This is a genomic window from Bacillus sp. EKM208B (assembly GCF_011800725.1).
GTDB lineage: Bacteria > Bacillota > Bacilli > Bacillales > Bacillaceae > Bacillus > Bacillus velezensis.
In genome coordinates this window covers 1-26,887 of record NZ_JAANHO010000001.1, presented here as the reverse complement: position 1 = coordinate 26,887, position 26,887 = coordinate 1, and the positions used below count along the sequence as shown (strand labels likewise).

26 protein-coding genes and 1 rRNA gene are annotated in these 26,887 nt (G+C 44.9%); 10 read left to right on the top strand and 17 right to left on the bottom strand.

Annotation, left to right across the window (positions count from 1 at the left end; genetic code table 11):
* Positions 1-78: 78 nt before the first annotated feature.
* The 7 genes from rpsR to G9F75_RS00105 all read right to left on the bottom strand — a co-directional run bounded on the left by rpsR (position 79) and on the right by G9F75_RS00105 (position 5,912).
* A complete protein-coding gene (rpsR, locus tag G9F75_RS00135) occupies positions 79-318 on the bottom strand; it encodes a 30S ribosomal protein S18 (RefSeq protein WP_004392983.1) in 240 nt (79 codons plus the stop codon).
* Positions 319-361: 43 nt separating this feature from the next.
* On the bottom strand, positions 362-880 hold the full coding sequence (gene ssbA / locus G9F75_RS00130) for a single-stranded DNA-binding protein SsbA (protein WP_004392979.1): 519 nt from the start codon (positions 878-880) through the stop codon (positions 362-364).
* 39 nt (positions 881-919) lie between these two features.
* A complete protein-coding gene (gene rpsF, locus G9F75_RS00125) occupies positions 920-1,207 on the bottom strand; it encodes a 30S ribosomal protein S6 (RefSeq protein ID WP_004392977.1) in 288 nt (95 codons plus the stop codon).
* A 111-nt stretch (positions 1,208-1,318) separates the two neighbouring features.
* Entirely contained in the window at positions 1,319-2,419 is a 1,101-nt protein-coding gene (gene ychF, locus G9F75_RS00120; protein WP_004392975.1) for a redox-regulated ATPase YchF, read from the bottom strand.
* A 125-nt stretch (positions 2,420-2,544) separates the two neighbouring features.
* Positions 2,545-4,548, bottom strand: coding sequence for a molybdopterin-dependent oxidoreductase (locus G9F75_RS00115; protein WP_167408856.1), 2,004 nt, complete (start codon positions 4,546-4,548; stop codon positions 2,545-2,547).
* A gap of 46 nt (positions 4,549-4,594) precedes the next feature.
* Positions 4,595-4,801 (bottom strand): DUF951 domain-containing protein, encoded by a 207-nt coding sequence (locus G9F75_RS00110; protein WP_004392973.1) that lies wholly within the window; start codon positions 4,799-4,801, stop codon positions 4,595-4,597.
* Positions 4,802-4,886: 85 nt separating this feature from the next.
* A complete protein-coding gene (locus G9F75_RS00105; RefSeq protein WP_088056347.1) occupies positions 4,887-5,912 on the bottom strand; it encodes a YkvI family membrane protein in 1,026 nt (341 codons plus the stop codon).
* A gap of 250 nt (positions 5,913-6,162) precedes the next feature.
* On the opposite strand from G9F75_RS00105, the gene G9F75_RS00100 reads away from it, so the two are divergent.
* Both G9F75_RS00100 and yyaC read left to right on the top strand, forming a co-directional pair.
* Positions 6,163-6,447: a GNAT family N-acetyltransferase gene (locus G9F75_RS00100; RefSeq protein ID WP_260399074.1), complete on the top strand. Its 285-nt coding sequence runs from the start codon at positions 6,163-6,165 to the stop codon at positions 6,445-6,447.
* A 199-nt stretch (positions 6,448-6,646) separates the two neighbouring features.
* Positions 6,647-7,261 carry a spore protease YyaC gene (yyaC, locus tag G9F75_RS00095; protein ID WP_004392969.1) on the top strand — a complete coding sequence of 205 codons (615 nt, stop codon included), beginning with the start codon at positions 6,647-6,649 and terminating at the stop codon, positions 7,259-7,261.
* Between the two features lie 30 nt (positions 7,262-7,291).
* Here the strand turns inward: yyaC and G9F75_RS00090 are convergent, their stop codons facing one another.
* The 10 genes from G9F75_RS00090 to rpmH all read right to left on the bottom strand — a co-directional run bounded on the left by G9F75_RS00090 (position 7,292) and on the right by rpmH (position 16,660).
* On the bottom strand, positions 7,292-8,143 hold the full coding sequence (locus G9F75_RS00090) for a ParB/RepB/Spo0J family partition protein (RefSeq protein WP_014419388.1): 852 nt from the start codon (positions 8,141-8,143) through the stop codon (positions 7,292-7,294).
* Positions 8,136-8,897 carry a sporulation initiation inhibitor protein Soj gene (soj, locus tag G9F75_RS00085; RefSeq protein ID WP_007409899.1) on the bottom strand — a complete coding sequence of 254 codons (762 nt, stop codon included), beginning with the start codon at positions 8,895-8,897 and terminating at the stop codon, positions 8,136-8,138. Before soj ends, G9F75_RS00090 begins: the two co-directional genes overlap by 8 nt.
* 298 nt (positions 8,898-9,195) lie before the next feature.
* Positions 9,196-10,047, bottom strand: coding sequence for a nucleoid occlusion protein (gene noc, locus G9F75_RS00080; RefSeq protein ID WP_007615083.1), 852 nt, complete (start codon positions 10,045-10,047; stop codon positions 9,196-9,198).
* Between the two features lie 121 nt (positions 10,048-10,168).
* Entirely contained in the window at positions 10,169-10,888 is a 720-nt protein-coding gene (gene rsmG / locus G9F75_RS00075) for a 16S rRNA (guanine(527)-N(7))-methyltransferase RsmG (protein ID WP_007409901.1), read from the bottom strand.
* Between the two features lie 13 nt (positions 10,889-10,901).
* The gene (gene mnmG / locus G9F75_RS00070) at positions 10,902-12,788 is read right to left on the bottom strand and encodes a tRNA uridine-5-carboxymethylaminomethyl(34) synthesis enzyme MnmG (RefSeq protein WP_007615086.1); all 1,887 of its coding nucleotides are present in this window, start codon (positions 12,786-12,788) and stop codon (positions 10,902-10,904) included.
* A 16-nt stretch (positions 12,789-12,804) separates the two neighbouring features.
* Positions 12,805-14,184 (bottom strand): tRNA uridine-5-carboxymethylaminomethyl(34) synthesis GTPase MnmE, encoded by a 1,380-nt coding sequence (gene mnmE / locus G9F75_RS00065; protein WP_007409903.1) that lies wholly within the window; start codon positions 14,182-14,184, stop codon positions 12,805-12,807.
* Positions 14,185-14,473: 289 nt separating this feature from the next.
* The gene (gene jag / locus G9F75_RS00060; protein WP_014419390.1) at positions 14,474-15,115 is read right to left on the bottom strand and encodes an RNA-binding cell elongation regulator Jag/EloR; all 642 of its coding nucleotides are present in this window, start codon (positions 15,113-15,115) and stop codon (positions 14,474-14,476) included.
* Entirely contained in the window at positions 15,112-15,861 is a 750-nt protein-coding gene (spoIIIJ, locus tag G9F75_RS00055) for a YidC family membrane integrase SpoIIIJ (protein ID WP_007409906.1), read from the bottom strand. The genes jag and spoIIIJ overlap by 4 nt, the downstream gene beginning before the upstream one ends.
* Positions 15,862-16,021: 160 nt before the next feature.
* Positions 16,022-16,372 (bottom strand): ribonuclease P protein component, encoded by a 351-nt coding sequence (rnpA, locus tag G9F75_RS00050; RefSeq protein WP_004392944.1) that lies wholly within the window; start codon positions 16,370-16,372, stop codon positions 16,022-16,024.
* Positions 16,373-16,525: 153 nt separating this feature from the next.
* A complete protein-coding gene (rpmH, locus tag G9F75_RS00045) occupies positions 16,526-16,660 on the bottom strand; it encodes a 50S ribosomal protein L34 (RefSeq protein WP_003178075.1) in 135 nt (44 codons plus the stop codon).
* 620 nt (positions 16,661-17,280) lie between these two features.
* Here rpmH and dnaA point away from each other — a divergent pair.
* The 8 genes from dnaA to G9F75_RS00005 all read left to right on the top strand — a co-directional run.
* Positions 17,281-18,621, top strand: a complete 1,341-nt coding sequence (dnaA, locus tag G9F75_RS00040; RefSeq protein ID WP_004392913.1) for a chromosomal replication initiator protein DnaA — start codon at positions 17,281-17,283, stop codon at positions 18,619-18,621.
* A gap of 184 nt (positions 18,622-18,805) precedes the next feature.
* Positions 18,806-19,942 carry a DNA polymerase III subunit beta gene (gene dnaN, locus G9F75_RS00035; RefSeq protein WP_014416704.1) on the top strand — a complete coding sequence of 379 codons (1,137 nt, stop codon included), beginning with the start codon at positions 18,806-18,808 and terminating at the stop codon, positions 19,940-19,942.
* A gap of 134 nt (positions 19,943-20,076) precedes the next feature.
* Positions 20,077-20,292, top strand: coding sequence for a ribosome maturation protein RlbA (rlbA, locus tag G9F75_RS00030; RefSeq protein ID WP_004392910.1), 216 nt, complete (start codon positions 20,077-20,079; stop codon positions 20,290-20,292).
* 15 nt (positions 20,293-20,307) lie between these two features.
* Positions 20,308-21,420 carry a DNA replication/repair protein RecF gene (recF, locus tag G9F75_RS00025; protein WP_007409910.1) on the top strand — a complete coding sequence of 371 codons (1,113 nt, stop codon included), beginning with the start codon at positions 20,308-20,310 and terminating at the stop codon, positions 21,418-21,420.
* Positions 21,421-21,437: 17 nt separating this feature from the next.
* Positions 21,438-21,683 (top strand): extracellular matrix regulator RemB, encoded by a 246-nt coding sequence (remB, locus tag G9F75_RS00020; RefSeq protein ID WP_004392908.1) that lies wholly within the window; start codon positions 21,438-21,440, stop codon positions 21,681-21,683.
* A gap of 56 nt (positions 21,684-21,739) precedes the next feature.
* Entirely contained in the window at positions 21,740-23,656 is a 1,917-nt protein-coding gene (gyrB, locus tag G9F75_RS00015) for a DNA topoisomerase (ATP-hydrolyzing) subunit B (RefSeq protein ID WP_014720600.1), read from the top strand.
* Positions 23,657-23,871: 215 nt separating this feature from the next.
* Positions 23,872-26,334 carry a DNA gyrase subunit A gene (gene gyrA / locus G9F75_RS00010; protein WP_021494587.1) on the top strand — a complete coding sequence of 821 codons (2,463 nt, stop codon included), beginning with the start codon at positions 23,872-23,874 and terminating at the stop codon, positions 26,332-26,334.
* Positions 26,335-26,631: 297 nt separating this feature from the next.
* Positions 26,632-26,887 (top strand): 16S ribosomal RNA (locus G9F75_RS00005); the annotation flags it as partial.

The following is a 26,887-nucleotide window of genomic DNA, read 5'->3' as shown; positions in this document are numbered from 1 at the left end:
AAACATTTCGGCAGGATGGAGGGGGACTGATATAAAAAAAGAGCAGGAGCCCGCAGGCTCTTGCTCTTTTCTTTCGGCTTACTCGCCAGTTACGTATGGAAGTAAAGCCATTTGACGTGCGCGTTTGATCGCGATAGTCAATTTACGTTGGTATTTCGCGTTTGTTCCAGTTACACGGCGAGGTAAGATTTTACCACGCTCAGAAACAAACTTTCTAAGAAGATCTACATCTTTGTAATCGATGTGCGTAATGCCGTTAGAAGTGAAGTAACAAACCTTACGGCGTTTCGCACGACCGCCTCTGCGTCCTCCTGCCATTGTCATTTCCCACCTTTCTCGTTATGAATATAGCGATAATCTATTAGAACGGAAGATCATCATCCGAGATGTCAATCGGCTTGCCGTCGTTGGCAAATGGATCATCATTAAAGCTGTTCCCTTGATTTCGTCTCTGGTTGTTCTGATTTCCGCCGAACGGATTATCATTTTGGCCTCCGCCAAAGTATTGGCCTCCGCCGCTGTTTCCTTCGTTGTATCCGCCTGATCCAGAACCGCCGCTGTTTTTAGGCTCAAGAAATTGAACACTTTCAGCTTGGACTTCTGTCACGAAGACACGCTGTCCCTGCTGGTTTTCATAATTTCTTGTCTGGAGTCGGCCGTCTACGCCGGCAAGGCTTCCTTTTTTAAGAAAGTTTGCAACGTTTTCGGCTTGTCTTCTCCAAGTGACACAATTAATGAAATCGGCTTCACGTTCTCCGGACTGGTTCGTGAATGTACGATTCACAGCAAGAGTAAACGTGGCGACAGCCGCACCGCTTGGCGTATAACGAAGCTCTGGGTCTTTTGTCAGTCTTCCGACTAATACAACTCGGTTAAGCATATGAAAGACCACCTTTTAACATTATATATTTCAAATTGCTTATTCTTCTTCTTTAACAACGATGTGGCGAATGATATCGTCACTGATCTTAGCTAAACGGTCGAATTCAGCAACCGCTGCAGCTTCAGACTGAACGTTTAAGATTTGGTAGAAACCGTCACGGAAATCATTGATTTCGTAAGCAAGACGACGTTTACCCCAATCTTTTGTTCCAGTGATCTCCGCTCCGTTAGAAGTCAATACGTTGTTGAAACGCTCGATAACTGCCTTCTTTGACTCTTCGTCAATGTTCGGACGGATAATGTACATAACTTCGTACTTTTTCATCTGTTTGCACCTCCTTTTGGTCTAAGCGGCCCTATAATGGGCAAGGAGCAATAATTCTATTACTCACAAGTTTATATTATACCAAAGCTCTTGTCCCTTTACAACTGTGTCCTATACATTAAATCGGAAATGAATGACATCTCCGTCTTGGACTACATATTCCTTACCTTCCAGACGCACTTTCCCGGCTTCTTTCGCTCCGGACATTCCGCCGCCTGCCAAAAGGTCTTCATAAGCAACCGTTTCAGCGCGGATAAAGCCGCGTTCAAAGTCAGTGTGGATGATACCCGCACACTCAGGAGCTTTCATGCCTTTTCTGAATGTCCATGCGCGCACTTCCTGTTCGCCCGCCGTAAAGTATGTCGCAAGACCGAGAAGAGAGTATGACGCTTTAATCAGCTGATCAAGACCTGACTCTTCGATGCCGAGCTCCTCAAGGAACATTTGCTTTTCTTCGCCTTCCAATTCAGCAATTTCAGACTCAATTTTCGCGCAGACGACGATAACCTCGGCGTTTTCACCCGCGGCGTACTCCCGGATTTTCGCAACATATTCATTATCTGAAGGATCAGCCACTTCATCCTCGCTTACATTTGCTACATAAAGCACGGGTTTTGACGTAAGCAAATGAAGCTGCTTCACAAGCTTTTGCTGTTCTTCCGTAAATTCAACGGAACGGGCAGGCTTTTCTTGTTCGAAAGCTTCTTTTAATTTAGACAGAATGTCAAATTCAAAAACCGCTTCTTTGTCTTTTTGCTTAGCAAGCTTGCTTACACGCGTGATGCGTTTTTCGACTGTCTCCATGTCGGCAAGAATCAATTCAAGGTTGATCGTTTCAATATCGTCAATCGGATCGACTTTCCCTGACACGTGCGTAATATTGTCATCAGCGAATGCCCGTACAACGTGACAGATCGCATCTACCTGACGGATATGAGAAAGAAACTTATTTCCGAGTCCTTCACCTTTAGATGCGCCTTTTACGATCCCCGCGATATCAGTGAATTCAAACGCAGTCGGCACCGTTTTTTTCGGGTTCACCAATTCAGTCAGCTTTTGCAGACGTTCATCCGGCACTTCCACGATTCCCACGTTCGGATCAATTGTACAGAACGGGTAGTTGGCTGATTCGGCACCAGCCTGGGTAATTGCATTAAATAACGTCGATTTTCCGACATTCGGCAAACCGACAATTCCAGCAGTTAAAGCCATTCTTTCATCTCCTCTATATCAAACCATCATCGTATAAACGTATTGTAACCTAGAGCAATTATAAGGAGGTTCATAGGAAAAGACAAGCTGAGAAAAAAGCATTTCCCGCCCTCTCTCTCCTTAGATTATCCTTTTTTAACCGCTACCAGACAGTCAAAAAGCGTACTTCCCATTCCATTATCGGAATTTGAATCCTTTGTGAGCATGTTGACGGAGCCTCCGAATGCCGCCCACATGCCTTCATCTATATTCACCGTCTTCGGGTGAGCCTGCTTCATGATTTTCACCCTGCCGCGCAGACGGCCGCGGTCATTGTATACCTCAGCCGTATCTCCGTCTTGAAGTGAAAGCTCCTCGGCGATATCCGGCGACAGATCCACCTGAATCTGCTGAAGCTTTTCAATAAACGGCACGTGCTGTGAATGATTGGAGCGCTGCGGGTGAATGGACAGCAGCGTATACGGGTATTTCCCGGCAAGCCCGGCGTCATGATAAACAGACTCCTCCGGCACCTCCAATTGAGGGAGGCCGCTGTATCCTTTCTCTTCTGCCAGTGACGAGACGAATTCAAATTTTCCGCTCGGGGTTAAAAATTGAAAATCACTCCACGGAACCTGTTTGACCGGAAGCGGCATATGTCCTTTTTCCTTTAATTGCTCAAGGGTGATTCCTTCTTTCTCCAAAGAAGAGAGCCCCATTTTCAAGAAATCTTCCGTACTGTAATCAAACAGCTCCCCGAATCCGAGACGCTTTGCGAGTTCCGTCCAGATCCAACGGTCTGATTTTGCCTCTCCCTGCGGTTCCGCAAGCTTCTTGCCATATTGAACATAGTGATGATACATGCTGGAATAATAAATATCTTCCTCTTCGAAAACAACGGCCGTCGGCAGCACATAGTCACAGAGCTTCGCCGTATCGGTCATGACCGAATCAATGGCCACTGTGACCGGTGTTTTTTCAAACACTTCCTTCACTTTTTTTGTATTCGGCACCTGTGTCAGCGGATTGCCGCACGTCACGATGATCATCTCAATCGGCGGATCGGCTGCATTCAGCGCCTCTTCGGCTTGAGTCATCATCGAAAACGTTCTCGAACTTTTCTTCAGATCAGGACGGGTGAGCTCGGCCTTTGCAAAGCTTTCACCGACTTGCACATTTCCGAAGTTTGCGCCGCCGCCTTTGATACCGACATTTCCGCTCGCCGCAGCTAAAGCGTCAATCCACCGTATCGTCCCGCCCCCGTTTTTATATCTCTGCATCCCAAGACCCATAAAAGTGGAGGCGGGACCGTCAGCATATAAATCAGCAAGATATTCAAGCACTTCTAAAGACGTTTCTGTTTTCTCAATGATCTCCTCAAAAGAAATCGTCTTCAGAAGCTTTTCTATTTCTTCAAAACCGACCGAATGCCTTTGAATGAAATCGGAATCGGTTCTGCCGGTTTGGCATAATATTTTTAAAACACCCGCCGCAAGCCAGCCATCCATGCCGGGTTTGACGGATATATACCGATCGGCAAGCTTTGCAGTCGGGTTAAAAATAGGATCAATGACCGTCAGTGTCGCTCCTTTTTTCTTCACCTGCTGCAGATGACGATAGAGGTGCATATTCGTCCGGGACACGTTTCTGCCCCATACGATCACATGCTTGCTGTGATAAATATCAAGCGGTCCATGCCCGTAAGAACGCCCGAAATCCCAGCGCTGCGCTTCAATGCCGGAACCCCAGCAAATGCTGCCCGCAATCTCCGTTACACCGCCGTATCCATTGAAAAAACGCTGGTCGAGCGCCTTCAAAAGACCGTTATTGGCGTAATCATGACTGTGCAGCACTGCGGCAGTGCCCAACGTCTCCTTAATCACCGCCATTTTTTTTGCAATTTCATCTAACGCCTGCTCCCAGGAAATGCGGACAAATTCGCCGTCTTTCTTTTTTAAAGGAAAACGAAGCCGTTCCGGCGCATTCGTTTTCGTCTCCAGCATTCTGCCCCGGCCGCAAATTTTTCCTTCCGTAATGGGATGATTCGGGTCTCCGTCTACTTTCGTCACCTTTCCATCCTCAACTGTCACCAAAAAGCCGCAGCTGTCCCAGCAATTCAGCGGGCACGCTGACTGATGCACTTTGCTCATCGGGCCTCTTCCTCTCCTCTATATGAAAAAGCATGAGCGCCAGCCCTTATGATGTGGGCTCCTCATGCTTGACGAGTACTTTTTTCAGCTTTCTCTCAAAATCTCTTCTCGGAATCATGACACTGTGGGAACAACCCGTGCATTTGATCCGAATATCCATTCCCATCCGAATGATTTTCCACCTGTTTTCACCGCAAGGATGCGGTTTCTTCATTTCAACAATATCATTCAGGCCAAAGTCTTTATCCGCCAAGACCCTTCACCTCTCTCCATAGACTGCTTTATTTATTGTACAAAAAAAGACAGGATAAGAGCAACGGCCGCACTCAAAATGAGCATTATACTTTTTTCCATCTCCCTAAAATAGGGTAAAGAAGAAGACATACCAGCAAATAAAGACTTAAAAGCCCGTAAATGGGATATAAAATGGCGATCAAATCTGAAAAACCGATTGTCGTAAAAGGCACCATCACAGCTAAAAGAAGAGATACGAGCGTCCATCTCGGCAATTTCAAAAATGCAAGCATGCGGCTGGACAGCCCGAACAGACCGGTCACGGTTGTCGTATAGATGGCTAAAAAAAGCACGGCGGCCATACAAAGAAATAACGGATAAGGAGCGCCTTCAAGGACGGCGAAAAGAGGCATCTCATATTGTGTAAGACTGCCTGAAAGCTGCACAAGCGTTTCATTGTAAACAAATGAAATCACACCGAAAATCAGCCCGCTTGCAACACTTGCGATTTTCGCTTCTCCCAGTCCTTTCATATCTTTCCCGATTGAAGAAAGAACAGCGACAACAGAAAGGATGTTTAAGGACGTGAAGGTAATGCTTGCCGGCCAATTATACTGGCGGGTCAAATCTATCGTCCACGTGTAATGATGGGTTGTCTGAAAAAAGACCAATGCATATAACAGCCCCGCTACAAGAATCGGTATCAAAATACTATTCAGAGATAATATTCCTTTTATATCCCAAAAGAATAAACCGACGGTCACAATGCAAAGAAGAAAAATACCGATCCAAAACGGCAGCTTGTACATTTGCAGCGTCACACCGCCGCCGGCAATCATAACCATCGTCATCGAAAACAAATAAAACATAATAAGCACATCATAGACTTTAGCAAGAGCCGGCCCCATCAGATGCTCAAGCACAGGTAAAAAGTGCGTTGATTGAACCCGATAGCTGATCTTCAACACAATATAAGCCGAAATCGTAAACATGACTGTAAACAATACAATAGCCAGTCCGCTTTCGACACCGAAAAACTGCCATATTTCCTGCCCGCTTGCATACCCAGCCCCAATCTGGCTGCTTAATATGAGCAGCATCCACTTCATCCCGGCTCTCCACACCCTCATCACCTCATAAAATTTCTGATAATCTCCGCATATTGCTACTATATTGAGTGACAGCGGCAATCATTCATACAAATGGGACAAATATGGTATGATAACGACGATTGACTATTCAGAAAATTTTATTTATATAAGGAGCTCAAATCGTGTACATCAGGCGTTTAACCGTATGTGATACCAAGCCTTACTCCGATATCAGGCTCAAAGCTTAAAAGATCACCCGGACGCGAGGCTTGAATCCGGCAATGCCATCGTGCTTGGCGCCTTTGAAAAAGACAGACTGATGGGAATCCTCAAGATCTCCAAGCATTCGCTGTTTAACCTAAGATACATTGCGGTTATCGGTTCTATGTATATTTCCCCCAAACATCGAAGGTCAGGCGCGGAAGCAAAAAAGATGAAAGACACAGAACAGCTCCATCTCTCTGTTACTTCAACAAATGAACCCGCAAAAAAACTCTACGCTCAGTTAGGATTTACCCTCTTTTCTACAGAAAAAAGAGCGCTGAAATTAGATCATCAGCAATATGTAATGTAGATCAAATGGTCTTATTTCTTTCATGAACTTAAAGAATAACTGCTCTGAGTTCTTTTTTCTATCCCGCTCTTTTCAAACAACCGGCATGCTGATCATGACATAAGCATAAAAAAAGGCAGCGCTGGATATACTGTAAACAACCTACATCACCAAAAACAACAATGTAATACTCGTATGACATGACAAGGAAGTGAACCTTATGAATCGAAAAGGCGGGCTTTTTTCTCAAGAACGGGCAAAACAATATGTATCTCATACGGATTCTTCTGCTGCGAATCAAATACAAGCGATCCTTACTTCATCTTTACGTAAAGCAGCCGGCAGACCGTTAGTCACCGTGTGTATCGGTACAGATCGGTCGACCGGAGATTCATTAGGTCCGCTCGTAGGAACAAAGTTAGAAAAAATGAATTTAGGCAGATTGCACGTTTACGGCACGCTGTCAGATCCTGTTCACGCCGTCAATATGAAAGACAAGCTGAAAGATATTCAACATCTACATAAAAATCCGTTTATTATAGCGGTTGATGCTTGTTTAGGCCGCGTCAAAAGCGTAGGCTCATTTCAAATCGGCGATGGGCCGTTGAAGCCCGGAGCAGGTGTTCAAAAAGATCTTCCCGAAATCGGTGACGTCCATATCAATGGAATCGTCAATGTCAGCGGGTTTATGGAGTATTTTGTCCTGCAGAATACGAGGCTTCATCTTGTTATGAGCATGGCAAATGTTTTAGCAGAGGGGTTACAGCTGACAGATAAATCAGAAGGCCGGCAGGAACGGCTCAGTCCGTTTCATAAGCTGACAAGACGTATATAAAAAAACCATCTTTTTTTAAAAAGATGGTTTTTACGCTTCTCTTTCAGACAATAGTTCTAGGATACGTTCAAGATCTTCATTTGAGAAAAACTCAATCTCAATCTTCCCTTTTTTCTTTTGTCTCTTAATATTTACTGTTGTTCCGAAGTAATTTTGCAAATACGATTCCCGCTCTTTTAACACAACATCTTGAACAGGTTCTTTTTTCTTTGTTTCACGTGGAACATTGTTGTTTAACTGCTGAATCAGCTGCTCAAGCTGACGGACGTTCAGCTGTTCTTCAACCACTTTCTTCACAAGCGGTTCAAGCTTGTTTTTATTTTTCAAACCAAGCAAGGTTCTGCCGTGTCCCATGGATAACGTACCTTCTGCAATGAGGTTCTGGATGCTTTCCGGCAGCGTCAGCAGTCTTAAATGGTTGGCAATATGAGGCCTGCTTTTCCCGAGCCGTTTAGCGAGCTGTTCCTGGGTTAAATCCAAATGCTTCAGCAGTGAGTCATATGCCAGAGCTTCTTCAAGCGGTGATAAGTCTTCACGCTGAAGGTTTTCCAAAAGAGCGATTTCCCGCATCAGTGATTCAGATAAATCCCGCACGATAGCCGGCACTGTCTCTTTACCGGCAAGTTTTGCGGCGCGGTAACGGCGTTCGCCGGCTACAATATCATAGCCCTTTAATGATTTTCTCACGATAATGGGCTGAAGAATGCCATGCTGAATGATGGATTCCTTCAGTTCATCTAATGACTCATCGTCAAATTGTTTTCTTGGCTGATAAGGATTGGGGCGCAAATCACTGATTTTAATCTCTTCCACTGTCTCTTCAGACAAATCAACCTGATTAAACAACGCGTTAATCCCTTTTCCGAGCCCGCCTTTAGCCATTCGCTGCCACTTCCTTTGCTAAATCTAAATATACTTCCGCACCTCTCGAACGCGGATCGTATAATATGATCGGCTTGCCGTGACTCGGCGCCTCACTTAAACGGACATTGCGAGGGATAATGGTTTGATACACTTTATCTCTAAAGTATTTCTTTACCTCCTCTATCACTTGAATGCCGAGATTCGTTCTGGCATCAAGCATCGTCAGAAGCACTCCTTCTATCATTAAGTCGGTATTTAAATGTTTTTGCACAAGCCGAACTGTATTTAATAATTGACTCAATCCTTCAAGAGCGTAGTATTCGCACTGAACCGGGATAACGACTGAATCTGAAGCGGTAAGCGCATTAATCGTTAATAACCCGAGAGACGGAGGACAATCAATAATCATGTAATCGTAATTTTGTTTCACTGATTCTAATGCTCTTTTCAGCCTGACCTCCCGTGAGATCGTCGGAACCAATTCGATTTCCGCTCCCGCAAGCTGGATCGTGGCCGGAATGACATCTAAGTTCTCTACTGAAGTCGGTTTAATAATATCTGTAACATCTGCATCATCTACTAAAATGTCGTACACACAATGATCCACATCGGCTTTTTCAATCCCTAATCCGCTCGTTGCATTGCCCTGCGGATCAATATCAACAAGAAGAACCCTTTTACCTATGTAAGCCAAGCAAGCCCCCAGATTAACAGAAGTCGTCGTCTTCCCGACTCCGCCTTTTTGGTTCGTAATTGCTATGATTTTTCCCACGATGTCACCTACCTTCACATGAACATGTACTGTCTTGTTTCTATCTTATCAAAAAAAGAGTAAAGCGTTTTATTTTTTTCATAATTTGTTTATCAGCAAGTGAAAAAAATGTAAACGAAAAAGACACTTTCTAATATAAGTTCTCCGATAAAGTGACTTTTTTGACTGTAAAAAGACAATTCACGACACAAAAAGATAAAATTTTACATATACAATGTATAGTGCACAATAAATCTATCATTATCTCAAAATAGTTTTTTGATTAAAATAAAAACTCCCCTGCTCATCAGGAGAGTTTTTATTTAGGTATCCGAATGGTAAGCTGGATGTACTCTTCGAATTCTTCTTCTTCAGTATTCAGTCTGACGCCGCTGTCTTCTACCATGGACAGTGACTGACGAATCGTATTCATCGCAATTCTTGTATCCCTGCTGAACGCTTTGCGTCTCGGCTTTGGTTTCTGCTTATTCTGTTCAAGCATTTTCACCACTCTGTCTTCCGTCTGCTTGACGTTTAAGCTTTTCTCAATGATTTCCGCAAGCAATGTGACCTGAAGCTCCGGCTGTTTGAGCGGAATCAGTGCTCTTGCATGACGTTCCGTAATTTTTTTCTCCATAATCGCATCCTGGACCGGTTCCGGGAGCTTTAACAATCGGAGCTTGTTCGCAATCGTTGACTGGCCTTTTCCTAAGCGCTGCGCCAAGGCTTCCTGTGTTAAATCATGAAGTTCTAACAGCCTTGCGTACGCATGAGCTTCCTCAATGGAGGACAATTCTTCCCTTTGCAGGTTTTCAATCAAAGCGACAGATGCTGTTTCCGTATCAGAAAAATCTTTAATAATTGCGGGAATCTTCTCCCATTCAAGCGTCTGTACCGCTCTCCAGCGCCTTTCACCCGCAATGAGCTCATATTGTCCTTCATCTTCTGTATGTCTGACAACAATCGGCTGAATGATGCCGTGTGTATGGATAGTCATTGCTAACTCTTTGATTTTTTCATCTGAGAAAATGGTGCGTGGCTGAAAACGGTTGGGAACGATAGCATGTACCGGTATTTCGAGTATCTCTTCTTTGTTTGTATCATGCTCAGCTATCTCCGGTTCCTCTTCCTTCTCACCAAACCCGAAGAAACGAGAGAATGAATGCTTCATGTACCTACACCACCTTTAAAAACTGCCATTTTTATAATTCTATTTTCTCATGGTTTTTCCTGCTGTATCTTCATCAATTTTGCAGAAAATATGATGGAATTGTCACATCAGGCTGTCTAAATTACCCTTCAATTGGCGATTTATTTGGAGTACCCGGTTTTCTCGGATATTTTTTCGGAGTGCTTTTCGTCTTGCGAATGATCATAATGTTCCGTTCACTTTCTTCAACAGGAAGTGTAAAGGAATGAACTTGTTCAAGCTCTCCTCCCAATACTTTAATCGCCTTTTGCCCCGCTTTCAGCTCTTCATCAGCGGCTGCTGCTTTCAGTGCGGCAAATACGCCGTTTTTCTTGGCCAGCGGCAGACAAAGCTCACTCAGGACCGACAGACGCGCCACCGCACGGGCCGTCACGAGATCGAAGCTTTCCCGTACGTCTTTCCGCTGTCCGAATGTCTCCGCTCTGTCATGGACAAATGTCGTATGCTCTAATTGTAAAGCATCAGAGAGAGTTTCCAAAAACGTAATCCGCTTATTCAGTGAATCGACGATGGTGACATGCAGATGCGGGAAGCAGATTTTGATGGGCAGGCTTGGAAAACCGGCGCCGGCGCCGACATCACAAAGAGTGGTGACCTTTTCAAAATCAATATAAAATGCCGCCGTTATTGAATCATAAAAATGCTTGAGATAAACTTCCTTTTTTTCAGTGATGGATGTCAGATTCATTTTTTCGTTCCATTCCACGAGCATCCGGTAATACAACTCGAATTGCTCCAGCTGGCGGTCAGAAAGGGAAATCCCTTTCTCCGCTAAACTGGATGTAAATTCCTCTATATTCATGCCGTCATCCTTTCTATTCAGCTACCTTGGCAATACGGCCCTGCTCCAGGTATACCAGCAGGATTGAAATGTCTGCCGGATTGACACCGGAAATACGGGACGCTTGAGCAACTGATAAAGGACGCACTTCTTTCAGCTTTTGACGGGCTTCAGTAGCAATTCCTTTAATGGCGTCATAATCAATCCGATCAGGGATTTTTTTGTTTTCCATTTTCTTTAGCTTTTCCACTTGCTGCAAGGATTTTTCGATATATCCTTCATATTTCACCTGAATTTCCACTTGTTCCGCCACATCTTGCGGAACCGGAGAATCTGCAGGTGCAAGTTTTGTCACTGTTTCATAGTTCATTTCCGGACGTTTCATTAAATCTGTGCCGCGCACTCCGTCTTTCAGCTCACTTCCGCCGAGTGAACGGATATATTCCTGATTCTCAGGAGACGGCTTAATAATAACAGACCAGAGACGTTTTTTCTCTGCCTCGATCGCCGCTTTTTTCTTCTCAAACGCTTCATAGCGCTCATCAGAAATTAAGCCGATATCGTGGCCGATTTCCGTCAGACGAAGATCCGCGTTGTCGTGACGGAGCAGCAGTCTGTATTCCGCCCGTGAAGTCAGCAGACGGTACGGTTCATTGGTTCCTTTCGTTACCAAATCATCAATCAATACACCGATATAAGCATCGGAACGGCTGAGGATCACTTCTTCTTTTCCAAGCGCTTTGCGGCCTGCGTTGATCCCTGCCATAATTCCTTGCCCGGCTGCTTCCTCATAACCTGATGTACCGTTAATTTGACCGGCTGTGTACAGGTTAGGGATTTTTTTCGTTTCCAGTGTAGGCCAGAGCTGCGTCGGTACAATCGCGTCATACTCAATCGCGTATCCGGCTCTCATCATCTGCACCTTTTCCAGTCCCGGAATGGTCGCCAGCATCCGCTGCTGCACGTCCTCAGGAAGACTCGTGGATAAACCTTGAACGTATACTTCCTGCGTATTTCTGCCTTCCGGCTCGAGGAAAATCTGATGACGCGGTTTATCATTAAACCGAACGACTTTATCTTCAATCGAAGGGCAGTATCTCGGTCCCGTTCCTTTAATCATACCGGAATACATTGGCGAACGATGCAGGTTGCTGTCGATGATCTCATGAGTCTCAGGACTCGTGTAAGTCAGCCAGCAAGGCAGCTGATCGGTAATGTATTCAACCGTTTCATATGAGAAAGCGCGCGGAACCGGGTCCCCCGGCTGGATTTCTGTTTTGCTGTAATCAATGGAATCGCTTGAGACACGAGGAGGCGTGCCCGTTTTAAAACGGACGAGATCAAAACCGAGCTCCTCTAAGTGCTCAGAAAGTTTAATAGACGGCTGCTGGTTATTCGGACCGCTTGAGTAAGACAGATCACCGAGAATGATCCGCCCTCTTAAATACGTTCCGGTTGTCAGCACGACCGTTTTTGCCTTATATTCAGCACCGGTTTGCGTAATGACACCGCGGCACTCTCCGTCTTCAATGATTAAACGCTCGGCAATCCCTTGAAGAAGTGTCAAATTCGGTGTTTTTTCCAGCGTATGCTTCATTTCGTGCTGATATTGGAATTTATCCGCCTGCGCACGCAGCGCCCGTACGGCCGGACCTTTTCCTGTATTCAGCATTCTCATTTGAATATGAGTTTTATCTATATTTCTAGCCATTTCTCCGCCGAGCGCGTCAATTTCGCGGACGACAATCCCTTTCGCGGGGCCGCCGACAGACGGATTACATGGCATAAACGCAACCATATCAAGATTAATCGTCAAAACAAGCGTTTTGGCTCCCTGGCGCGCGGATGCGAGGGCAGCCTCAACACCGGCATGCCCGGCGCCGATGACAATCACGTCGTATTGGCCTGCTTCATACCCCATGGTTTTTTCCTCCCTTTTATTTACCTAAACAAAATTGTGAAAAGAGCTGATCAATTAAGCTTTCGTGGACGGCATCACCGATGATTTCGCCCAGCAGCTCCCAGCACCTTGTCAAATCAATTTGGACCATATCAATCGGAACATCCTGTTCAATTCCGTTCAGCGCATCATCAATCGCTTGCTTTGCCTGATGCAGAATCGAGATATGACGGGTGTTGCTGACATAGGTGAGATCTCCGCTTTCGATCGCTCCTGTATAAAATAGCGACTGAATCGCTTCCTCTAAATCTTGAATGCCTTCTTCTTTCAGCAATGAGGTCGTGACGACAGGCCGGCCTTTCGCCAGTTCCTTGACGCGCTCAGCGTCAATCTTAGCCTCAAGGTCCGTCTTATTCATAATCACAATGACGTCCATTCCCTCAACCGCTTCAAACAATTTTACATCTTCTTCAGAAAGCTCTTCGCTGTGGTTAAGCACAAGCAAAATGAGATCCGCTTCCTTCAGAACCTGCCGCGACCGTTCCACACCGATTCTTTCGACGATATCTTCTGTCTCACGGATTCCGGCGGTATCGACAAGCCGAAGCGGCACGCCTCGCACGTTGACATATTCCTCAATCACATCACGCGTCGTTCCCGGAATATCGGTTACGATCGCCTTCGTTTCATGGACAAGGCTGTTAAGCAGAGAGGATTTTCCGACGTTCGGACGGCCGATGATCACGGTAGACAGTCCCTCACGCAAAATTTTCCCCTGCTCAGACGTACGGAGCAGCGCCTCGATTTCTTTCTTCACGCCGCTTGCCTTCTCCACTAAAAGCTGATGCGTCATTTCTTCGACGTCATCATATTCCGGATAATCTATATTAACCTCAACATGGGCAAGTGTTTCTAACAACTCATCACGCAGACGGCGGACAAGCGCGGAAAGCCGTCCTTCCATCTGGTTCATGGCGACATTCATGGCACGGTCCGTTTTAGCCCTGATCAGATCCATCACCGCTTCCGCCTGTGAAAGGTCAATCCGTCCGTTTAAAAATGCGCGCTTCGTAAACTCACCGGGTTCTGCCAGTCTCGCACCTTCTCTTAAAGCAAGCTGGAGCACCTGATTAACCGTCACAATACCCCCGTGACAGTTGATTTCAATGACATCTTCCCTTGTGAATGTTCTGGGCGCTCTTAAAACAGACACCATGACTTCCTCAATAATCCGTCCCGTCGTGCTGTCCGCGATATGCCCGTAATGAATGGTATGCGATTCTGCCGAACTGAGCGTTTTGCCTTTCGGACCCTTGTACATTTTGTCGGCGATCTTTACGGCTTCCGGGCCGCTCAGCCGAACGATCGCGATCGCGCCTTCACCCATCGGAGTTGAAATCGCTGCAATTGTATCCATGCTGTTCACCTCTCTTTATCTCTGTTTCCATCTATATAAAAAATTTTATTTACGCCAAAATTAAAAGATAACATAGTTTGGTTTGAAGTGGAAGATACGTTATCCACAAAGGCAGAAATTCATCCCTTATTACTTTAACTTATCCACATGTGAATAACAATTAATTTTATTTCCTAAAACCTTTTTTATCAACAGCATAGACCGAAAAAGAAAAAACTTAAACGCTAAAAATGCGATTCTGCTTAGGAATAGAGCCATTTTTGCCAATAAAAAAACCGAAGTTCCGATTTTAGCCGGACTTCGGTTTTCTGCTATCTTTATGGGAAATAACGAGATGGCGGTACCGGCCTTCACCGGTAGAAAACGTTTTGATATTTGGATGCTTTGACAGCGCGTCATGGATGATTTTTCTTTCACCTGACGGCATCGGTTCTAAATGCACATCTTTTTTCGTTTTCGACACTTGCTTGGCCAGCCTGTTTGCCAGCTGATCCAGAATTTCTCTTCTTTTCCGCCGATAATTCTCAGCGTCGACAGCGGCTTGGCGATACTGGCCGGAGCCGCGGTTCAAAACAAGCTGCGTCAATGTTTCCAGGGCATTGAGTGTTTGTCCTCTTTTGCCAATAAGCAGCGCCGCTTTTTCACCTTTAATGTGAAAACAGACTGTTTTCTTGTTTTCTTCCGTAACAATCTCAGAAGGTCCGGCAATGGAATGGATGATTTCTTCCAAATACGCTTTCGCTTCCTGAACAGGATTTCTTTTCTCTTCCAGTTCTACGATCGCATTCTTTTTTCCGAAAATACCCAAAAACCCTTTATATTCTTCTTGCACCACCGTTATTTCTACTTGATCTTTCGTCAGTTGAAGTTCCTGAAGGCCTGATTGAACTGCTTCTTCGACATTCCGTCCCGCAGCAGTCACCTTCTTCACTTTTTCTTTCCTCCCGCTTTCTGCGTTTCCGGATCGTGTTTAATGTCAGGTCCTTTAATAAGGAATGTCTGAGCAATCATAAACAGGTTTCCGACTACCCAATACAGAGAAAGTGCGCTCGGGAAGTTGATCGCAAATACGATGATCATGATCGGCATAATCCATACCATCATTGCCATTTGAGGATTCTGAGTCGGATTTCCGGCCATCATCAGCTTCTGCTGGACAAAAGTGGCCACACCGGCAACGATAGGAAGAATATAGTAAGGATCCTTCTCTCCTAGGTCAAACCATAAAAAGCTGTGCTGTGAAATGGCTTGCGTACGCATAATGGCGTGGTAGAATCCGATCAAAATCGGCATTTGAATCAGGATCGGGAAACATCCCGCCAGCGGGTTTACCCCGTGCTTTGAAAACAGGGCCATTGTTTCCTGCTGAAGCTTCTGCTGCGTTTTTTGATCTTTAGAGCTGTATTTTTCTCTGAGCTTCTGCATTTCAGGCTGCAGCGCCTGCATCGCTTTTGAGCTTCGAAGCTGCTTGATCATCAGCGGCAGAATCAGCAGACGAATTAAAATCGTAACGATGATGATCGATAAACCATAGTTATCGCCCGTCAGTTTCGCTACGTACGTAATGACTTCTGACAATGGATACACAACATATTTGTCCCAGAAATGCGGACTATTCGCCGTAATCGGCTCTTTCACACTCGAGCACCCGGCCAGCAGCACGAGCATACCGACCATACTCAGTAGTAACCATATTCTCCTTTTCAAGAACGTTTCCTCCTATACCAATCTTTATAAACCTTGTATGTATTTTAGCATCTTTCAGTTTCAAATGGCGTTCATTTTTCGCCAAATAAAAGGAAGCGCTTTTAAAAACGTGAAGAAAACAAAATATGAGCTATTTTGACGAAGATTTCTTATATAATGAGGTTTTTCTGAATAAGTGCTGCAGACTCTTTTTCGTTTCTTCAAAACTGAGGTCGCCGGCGGGTTTTCTTGCGATAATAATAAAATCTTTCGGCTTGAGCAGCTCTTTTTCCTCCTGAACAGCCTGCCTTATTAACCGCTTCACCCGATTGCGCACGACGGCATTGCCGATTTTTTTACTGACAGAAAGCCCTACCCGGAGCTCTTCCTGTTTCGGCTGATCAAGCGTATACAGCACGAACTGGCGGTTTGCCATAGACGTTCCGCGTTTAAACACTTTTTGAAAATCTTCATTTTTCTTTAACCGATTTCGCTTCTTCACTTTAATTCACTCCGATATTCACTCGCAGAAACTTTTATTTCTATCTAAAAAAAACGGGCCGCCGGAATACTGAAGAAATTTCTCCAGTACCGGGCGACGCATGACATCTCACTCTCTTAATGTGAAAAAAGACCACTGACATTATTCAGTGGCCTAAGCTGATAATACTTTTCTGCCTTTGCGGCGACGGCGTGCTAATACTAGACGACCGTTTTTTGAACTCATACGGCTTCTGAAGCCATGAACTTTACTGCGTTTACGGTTATTCGGTTGGAATGTTCTTTTCATTTATGACACCTCCCTCGAGGAATAGCTGTTAAAGACAGTCTTACTTATTATATTTGTGCTGCCTATTCATTGTCAACTTCAGCAGTGCTTTTATTTCTTACAACCATAATAGGATAACATACCTTAATCAGTTTAGAAACCTTATTTTTCATATTCCTTTTTTTAACGCAAAAAAAAACCGCGCTCCCTCGAAAAAACGACATGTGGATAATTTTTCGGTCTTTTTTTAATATCCACAATCGTTATCGACAACATTTTCACATTGCTAACCCCTGTGGACAAAGATTTTTCAACAAGTTGTCAGGTTTGTGGATAAGATTACGAGAACCATTGCAAGTCCTCGCTTAATTTGATATTATATTTGTGTTTTAACTCTTAATTACTTATCCAGTCCATTCTCTTTATCCACAATTTGTGGATAAGTTGTGGATTGTTTTCACACAGCTTGTGTAGATTGTTGTCCACAACTTGTGGAATTTGTCGAAAAGCTATTTTTCTACTATACTATATGTTTTCAACATTTCGTGTGTACGAATGGTCAGAGCCATATGCTCTTTTTTTGTGTTCTATAACAGGGAAAGGGCGCTGATTTTTAAAGAAAAGGAGGGCTGTGCCGGATAATGGAGAATATATTGGATCTTTGGAATCAAGCTCTAGCTCAAATTGAGAAAAAGCTAAGCAAACCGAGTTTCGAAACTTGGATGAAGTCGACGAAAGCCCATTCGCTGCAAGGAGATACCTTAACCATCACCGCTCCCAATGAATTTGCCAGAGACTGGCTGGAGTCCAGGTACTTACATCTCATTGCAGATACCATATATGAATTAACCGGGGAAGAATTGAGCGTCAAATTTGTCATTCCTCAAAATCAGGACGAAGAAGACTTTTTACCGAAACCGCAAGTGAAAAAAGCGGCAAAAGAGGAACCGTCTGATTTTCCCCAAAGCATGCTCAACCCGAAATATACATTCGACACATTTGTCATCGGATCGGGAAACCGATTCGCCCATGCAGCATCACTGGCTGTGGCGGAAGCACCCGCTAAAGCGTACAACCCTTTATTTATATACGGGGGAGTCGGCTTAGGAAAAACCCACTTAATGCACGCGATCGGCCATTATGTCATTGATCATAATCCTTCAGCCAAAGTGGTGTACCTGTCTTCTGAAAAATTCACAAATGAATTCATCAACTCAATCCGCGATAATAAAGCCGTTGATTTCCGCAACCGCTACCGGAACGTTGATGTACTTTTGATAGATGATATTCAATTTTTAGCCGGAAAAGAACAAACACAGGAAGAGTTTTTCCATACATTCAACACGCTTCATGAAGAAAGCAAACAAATCGTGATTTCCAGCGACAGACCGCCGAAAGAGATCCCGACCCTTGAAGACCGCCTGCGTTCGCGGTTCGAATGGGGATTGATTACGGATATCACACCGCCGGATCTGGAAACGCGGATTGCCATCCTGAGAAAGAAAGCGAAGGCGGAAGGCCTTGATATTCCGAACGAGGTCATGCTTTACATCGCGAATCAGATTGACAGCAACATCCGCGAACTGGAAGGGGCATTAATCCGGGTTGTCGCCTATTCATCCTTAATCAATAAAGACATTAACGCAGACCTGGCTGCAGAAGCATTGAAAGATATTATTCCGTCTTCAAAGCCGAAGGTCATTACGATAAAAGAGATTCAGCGGATTGTCGGACAGCAATTCAACATTAAGCTTGAAGATTTCAAAGCGAAAAAGCGCACGAAATCCGTCGCGTTCCCAAGACAAATTGCGATGTATCTTTCAAGAGAAATGACGGATTCTTCTTTGCCTAAAATCGGGGAAGAATTTGGCGGCAGAGACCATACAACCGTCATTCACGCCCACGAAAAGATTTCAAAACTGCTGATTGATGACGAGCAGCTTCAGCAGCAGGTGAAAGAAATAAAAGAACTGCTTAAATAATAGTGCCCTCGGATGAGTCGGGGAAAGTGTGAATAACTTTTTCATAGCCATACACAGTCTGTCCACATGTGGATAGGCTGTGTTTCCTGTCTTTTTCACAACTTATCCACAAATCCACAGGCCCTACTATTACTACTGCTATTTTTAAAATATATTAATTATATTATCCGTTAGGGGGATAAACATGAAATTTACGATTCAAAAAGATCGTTTAGTCGAAAGTGTACAAGACGTTCTAAAAGCCGTTTCATCCAGAACCACAATTCCCATTCTCACCGGTATTAAGATCGTCGCCTCAGATGAAGGAGTATCTTTCACAGGAAGTGACTCTGATATTTCAATCGAGTCATTCATTCCGAAAGAAGAAGATGATAAAGAAATCGTGACGATCGATCAGCCGGGAAGTATCGTGCTGCAAGCGCGTTTCTTCAGCGAAATCGTTAAAAAACTGCCGATGGCGACTGTTGAAATCGAAGTTCAAAATCAATATTTAACGATTATCCGTTCCGGAAAAGCCGAATTTAATTTAAACGGCCTTGATGCAGATGAATATCCGCATCTACCGCAAATCGAAGAGCATCACGCCATTCAGATTCCGACGGATCTTTTGAAAAACCTGATCCGCCAAACCGTGTTCGCTGTGTCCGCCTCAGAAACACGCCCTATCTTGACAGGTGTAAACTGGAAAGTCGAAAACGGTGAATTATTATGCACTGCCACGGATAGCCACCGACTCGCTTTAAGAAAGGCGAAGCTTGATATTCCGGAAGACAGCTCTTATAACGTGGTCATTCCCGGGAAAAGCTTAACCGAGCTGAGCAAAATTCTTGATGACAACCAAGAACTGGTTGATATCGTGATTACAGAAACCCAAGTTCTGTTCAAAGCGAAAAACGTATTGTTCTTCTCAAGATTGCTTGACGGAAACTATCCGGACACGACCAGCTTAATTCCGCAGGAAAGCAAAACGGAAATCGTCGTGAACACGAAGGAATTTTTACAGGCGATAGACCGTGCTTCTTTATTGGCGAGAGAAGGCCGCAACAACGTTGTAAAGCTTTCTGCCAAACCGGCGGATTCGCTTGAGATTTCATCAAATTCTCCGGAAATCGGAAAAGTGGTCGAAGCTGTGCTGGCTGACCAGATTGACGGCGAGGAATTAAATATTTCATTCAGTCCAAAATATATGATGGACGCACTGAAAGTACTTGAAGGAGCGGACATCCGTATCAGCTTTACGGGAGCGATGAGACCGTTTCTTATCCGTACGCCGAATGATGAAACCATCGTTCAGCTCATCCTTCCGGTCAGAACGTATTAATCAAACAGAATGTGCTGCCGGCTTAGTTCGGCAGCTTTTCTATTCATCAGCCGCTCCCTCAAGTTTTCCCTTTCCTTATTTCAGGATTTTTTAGTACAATTAGATATTAGTGATATTTGAAAGAGGTCGATATTATGGCAAATCCGATTTCGATTGATACAGAAATGATTACGCTTGGCCAGTTTTTAAAATTAGCCGATGTGATTCAGTCCGGCGGCATGGCGAAATGGTTTCTGAGCGAGCATGAGGTGACTGTCAACAATGAACCTGACAATCGCCGCGGCAGAAAGCTTTACGTTGGAGACGTGGTCGCGATTGAAGGATTTGGTTCATTTCAAGTCGTCAATTAAAGCGGGTGACAGCGGTTGTATATCCAAAATTTAGAATTAACATCCTACCGTAATTATGAGCGCGCTGAGCTTCAATTCGAAAACAAGGTGAATGTGATCATCGGGGAAAATGCCCAAGGCAAAACCAATCTGATGGAAGCCATCTATGTCCTTTCGATGGCAAAATCACACCGCACCTCAAATGACAAAGAACTTATACGGTGGGACGAAGACTATGCTAAAATAGAAGGAAGAGTGATGAAGCGCAACGGGGACATCCCGATGCAGCTTGTCATCTCCAAAAAAGGTAAAAAGGGCAAGGTCAATCATATAGAGCAGCAAAAACTCAGTCAGTATGTCGGAGCGCTGAACACCATTATGTTTGCCCCCGAGGATTTAAATCTCGTCAAAGGAAGCCCTCAGGTGAGGAGGAGATTTCTCGATATGGAGATCGGGCAGGTTTCTGCCGTTTATCTGTATGATTTATCTCTTTATCAAAAAATCCTTTCACAGCGGAATCATTTTCTGAAACAGCTGCAAAGCCGGAAACAGACTGACCGGACTATGCTTGACGTTCTCACTGATCAGCTGATTGAAGCAGCCGCAAAAGTTGTCGCCAAACGTCTGCAGTTTACGGCGCAGCTTGAAAAATGGGCGCAGCCGATCCATTCCGGCATTTCCCGGGGACTTGAAGAACTGACGCTTAAGTATCACACGGCGCTTGATGTATCAGATCCCAAAGATTTGTCGAAAATAGGTAACAGCTACCAGGAGTCTTTTTCGAAATTAAAAGAAAAAGAAATAGAACGAGGCGTCACATTATTCGGACCGCATCGGGATGATGTCCTTTTTTATGTGAACGGACGCGATGTGCAGACGTACGGTTCGCAGGGACAGCAGCGTACGACGGCTTTGTCTTTGAAGCTGGCCGAAATAGATTTGATTCATGAAGAAATCGGAGAATACCCCATTTTACTTTTGGATGATGTACTAAGCGAGCTGGATGATTACCGACAGTCCCATTTGCTTCATACGATCCAAGGCCGTGTGCAGACATTTGTCACCACGACAAGCGTGGATGGCATTGACCACGATACCTTACATCAAGCAGGAATGTTCCGTGTGGAAAACGGTACGTTAGTGAAGTGAAGAAATGAGGTGAGCGATTGTATATTCATTTAGGTGACGACTTTGTCGTTTCAACACGCGATATCGTCGGCATTTTTGACTGCAAGGTCAATGTATCGCCGATTGTTGAAGAATTTCTGGACAGACAGAAAGAAAAAGTAGTGCCGTCCGTAAACGGCACGCCAAAGTCTATCGTAGTCACGACTGAGAATATATATTACTCTCCCTTATCTTCCGGCACACTGAAGAAACGTGCGCAATTTATGTTAGAAATAGATTCTTAGCGGATCTTTACAATGAATATATCGTTTAAGAAAAGTGTAGGTGAATGTGCATGGCTATGGAACAGCAGCAAAATAGTTATGATGAGAATCAGATACAGGTATTAGAAGGTTTGGAAGCTGTTCGAAAGAGACCGGGGATGTACATCGGATCAACTAACAGCAAAGGCCTTCACCACTTGGTGTGGGAAATCGTCGACAACAGTATTGACGAAGCCCTGGCCGGTTATTGTACAGATATTAATATTGAGATTGAAAAAGATAACAGCATTACCGTTAAGGACAACGGGCGCGGAATTCCGGTCGGTATCCAGGAGAAGATGGGCCGCCCTGCGGTTGAAGTCATCATGACCGTTCTCCACGCCGGCGGTAAATTTGACGGAAGCGGATATAAAGTATCCGGCGGTCTTCACGGTGTAGGGGCGTCCGTCGTAAACGCCTTGTCGACTACTCTTGACGTTACGGTTCATCGTGACGGAAAAATCCACTATCAGGCGTACGAGCGCGGTGTGCCTGTGGCCGATCTTGAAGTGATCGGTGATACTGATAAGACCGGAACGATTACGCACTTCGTTCCGGATCCGGAAATCTTCAAAGAAACAACTGTATACGACTATGATCTGCTTTCAAACCGTGTCCGGGAATTGGCCTTCCTGACAAAAGGCGTAAACATCACGATCGAAGACAAACGTGAAGGACAAGAACGGAAAAACGAGTACCACTACGAAGGCGGAATCAAAAGCTATGTTGAGTACTTAAACCGTTCCAAAGAAGTCGTTCATGAAGAGCCGATTTATATCGAAGGCGAGAAAGACGGCATAACGGTTGAAGTTGCATTGCAATACAACGACAGCTATACAAGCAATATTTATTCTTTCACAAATAATATCAACACATACGAAGGTGGGACGCACGAAGCCGGATTTAAAACCGGTCTGACCCGTGTCATAAACGACTATGCAAGAAGAAAAGGGATTTTCAAAGAAAATGATCCGAATTTAAGCGGGGATGATGTGAGAGAAGGGCTGACTGCCATTATTTCAATTAAGCACCCTGATCCGCAATTCGAAGGGCAGACGAAAACCAAGCTCGGCAACTCTGAAGCGAGAACGATCACTGACACGCTGTTTTCTTCTGCGCTGGAAACATTCCTTCTTGAAAATCCGGACTCAGCCCGCAAAATCGTTGAAAAAGGTTTAATGGCCGCAAGAGCGCGGATGGCAGCGAAAAAAGCGCGGGAATTGACCCGCCGCAAAAGTGCGCTTGAAATTTCCAATCTGCCGGGCAAACTGGCGGACTGTTCTTCTAAAGATCCGAGCATTTCCGAGCTGTATATCGTAGAGGGTGACTCTGCGGGCGGATCAGCGAAACAGGGACGGGACCGCCATTTCCAAGCCATTCTGCCGCTGCGCGGTAAGATTCTGAACGTTGAGAAAGCCAGACTTGATAAGATTCTCTCAAACAATGAGGTCAGATCAATGATCACGGCCCTCGGAACAGGAATCGGAGAAGATTTTAATCTTGAAAAAGCGCGTTATCATAAAGTGGTCATTATGACGGATGCCGATGTTGACGGCGCCCACATCAGAACGCTTTTATTAACGTTCTTCTACAGATACATGCGGGAAATCATCGAAAACGGCTATGTCTACATTGCCCAGCCGCCGCTTTATAAAGTGCAGCAGGGAAAACGGGTGGAATACGCTTATAACGATAAGCAGCTTGATGAGCTGTTAAAAGAGCTTCCGCAATCACCTAAGCCCGGCCTCCAGCGTTATAAAGGTCTTGGAGAAATGAACGCGACTCAGCTTTGGGAAACGACAATGGACCCTGCGACCAGAACGCTTCTGCAAGTCAATCTTGAAGATGCAATGGACGCTGACGAGACTTTTGAAATGCTGATGGGTGACAAAGTAGAACCGCGGAGAAACTTCATAGAAGCAAACGCCAGATACGTGAAAAATCTTGATATTTAACCAAGAAAGCCTTATTTTCGTTAAGAAATAAGGCTTTTTTCTCAAAGTGGCTTCTAAAGCCTCTGAAAACCCGCAAAACCCGTATATTCTACTAAATTAATGTGTATAAACACAAGTTTATTGATATAATGGAGAATAGTGAAATCGTATTGAAGATCATAATGGACAATCTACTCCCACATTATTTCATGTGATACTTCAGGGAGGTTTTTTTAATGAGTGAACAAAACACACCACAAGTACGTGAAGTCAATATCAGTCAGGAAATGCGGACATCCTTTCTGGACTATGCAATGAGCGTTATCGTATCCCGGGCGCTTCCGGATGTGCGTGACGGTCTGAAGCCGGTTCACAGACGGATTTTGTACGCAATGAATGATTTAGGCATGACCAGTGACAAACCATATAAAAAATCTGCCCGTATCGTCGGTGAAGTTATCGGTAAGTACCACCCGCACGGTGACTCAGCGGTTTACGAATCAATGGTCAGAATGGCGCAGGATTTTAACTACCGCTACATGCTTGTTGACGGACACGGCAACTTCGGTTCGGTTGACGGCGACTCAGCGGCCGCGATGCGTTACACAGAAGCGAGAATGTCAAAAATCGCAATGGAAATTCTGCGTGACATTACGAAAGACACGATTGACTATCAAGATAACTATGACGGTTCAGAAAGAGAGCCTGCCGTCATGCCTTCGAGATTTCCGAATCTGCTCGTAAACGGGGCTGCCGGTATTGCGGTCGGAATGGCGACAAACATTCCTCCCCATCAGCTTGGAGAAGTCATTGAAGGCGTGCTTGCCGTAAGTGAGAATCCTGAGATTACAAACCAGGAGCTGATGGAATACATCCCGGGCCCGGATTTTCCGACTGCTGGTCAGATTTTGGGCCGGAGCGGCATCCGCAAGGCATATGAATCCGGACGGGGATCAATCACAATCCGGGCTAAGGCTGAAATCGAAGAGACATCATCAGGAAAAGAAAGAATTATTGTTACGGAACTTCCTTATCAGGTGAACAAAGCGAGATTAATTGAAAAAATCGCAGATCTTGTCCGGGACAAAAAAATCGAAGGAATTACCGACCTGCGAGACGAATCCGACCGTAACGGAATGAGAATCGTCATTGAGATCCGCCGTGACGCCAATGCTCACGTCATTTTGAATAACCTGTACAAACAAACGGCCCTGCAGACGTCTTTCGGAATCAACCTGCTGGCGCTCGTTGACGGACAGCCGAAGGTGCTGAGCCTGAAACAATGTCTGGAGCATTATCTTGATCACCAAAAGGTTGTGATCCGGCGCAGAACGGCTTACGAACTCCGCAAAGCGGAAGCGAGAGCTCACATTCTGGAAGGTTTAAGAATCGCTCTCGATCATTTAGATGCCGTTATTTCTCTTATCCGCAGTTCCCAGACGGCTGAAATTGCGAGAACGGGTTTGATCGAACAATTCTCACTGACTGAAAAACAAGCGCAAGCCATTCTGGATATGCGCCTTCAGCGATTAACCGGTCTGGAGCGCGAAAAGATTGAAGAGGAATATCAATCACTTGTTGCGCTTATCGCCGAGCTGAAAGATATTTTAGCCAATGAAGAAAGAGTTCTTGAGATCATCCGTGAAGAGCTCAATGAAATCAAAGAGCGTTTCAATGATGAGAGACGCACTGAAATCGTGACGTCCGGTCTTGAAACAATTGAAGATGAAGATCTTATCGAGAGAGAAAATATCGTCATCACACTGACCCATAACGGCTATGTTAAACGTCTCCCGGCGTCCACATACCGCAGCCAAAAACGGGGCGGAAAAGGCGTACAGGGAATGGGAACGAATGAAGATGACTTTGTGGAACACTTAATTTCCACATCAACGCACGATACGATCCTGTTCTTCTCTAATAAAGGGAAAGTATACCGTTCTAAAGGATATGAAATCCCTGAATACGGCCGTACGGCAAAAGGCATTCCGATTATTAACCTTCTGGAGGTTGAAAAAGGCGAATGGATTAATGCTATTATTCCGGTCAGCACTTTTGATGAGGAGCAATACCTCTTCTTTACGACCAAACAAGGGGTGTCGAAACGTACGGCACTGTCCCAGTTTGCGAATATACGGAATAACGGGCTGATCGCCCTGGGTCTCCGGGAAGACGATGAACTGATGGCCGTCCGCCTGACTGACGGCAAGAAACAAATCATCATCGGAACGAAGAACGGTTTGCTGATCCGTTTCCCTGAAGAAGATGTAAGACAAATGGGACGAACAGCTGCGGGTGTTAAAGGCATCACGCTGACAGACGATGATGTCGTTGTAGGCATGGAGATTCTTGAAGAAGACTCCCACGTCCTCATAGTGACAGAAAACGGCTACGGCAAACGCACACCTGCTTCAGAATACAGAGTTCAAAGCCGGGGCGGGAAAGGCCTTAAAACATGTAAAATCACTGACAGCAACGGTCCGTTAGTAACCGTGAAAGCAACAAAAGGCGAAGAGGACTTAATGATTATTACGGCAAGCGGCGTGTTAATCAGAATGGATATTAATGATATTTCCACTACGGGACGCGTAACACAAGGCGTCCGTCTGATCCGCATGTCTGATCAAGAGCATGTAGCCACTGTGGCGCTTGTGGAAAAGAATGAAGAAGAGCAGCCGGAAGAAACGGAAGAAGTATAAACGAAAAAGCGCAGCTGTAACAGGCTGCGCTTTTACTATATAAAGAAATGAAAAAAAGCTTTGACACATAGTGATGATGCTGATATAATTCTTTTTGTTGTCTTTTTAATAGAAAGGCAAGCCTAGCGAAAATATTTTTTAAAAAAGTATTGACCTAGCAAACTGAAAATGTTATGATTAAGAGGTCGCTTCGAGAGGAGCAACAAAGTTCTTTGAAAACTAAACAAGACAAAACGTACCTGTTAATTCAAAGTTTTAAATAAATCGCACAGCGATGTGCGTAGTCAGTCAAACACTTTATCGGAGAGTTTGATCCTGGCTCAGGACGAACGCTGGCGGCGTGCCTAATACATGCAAGTCGAGCGGACAGATGGGAGCTTGCTCCCTGATGTTAGCGGCGGACGGGTGAGTAACACGTGGGTAACCTGCCTGTAAGACTGGGATAACTCCGGGAAACCGGGGCTAATACCGGATGCTTGTTTGAACCGCATGGTTCAGACATAAAAGGTGGCTTCGGCTACCACTTACAGATGGACCCGCGGCGCATTAGCTA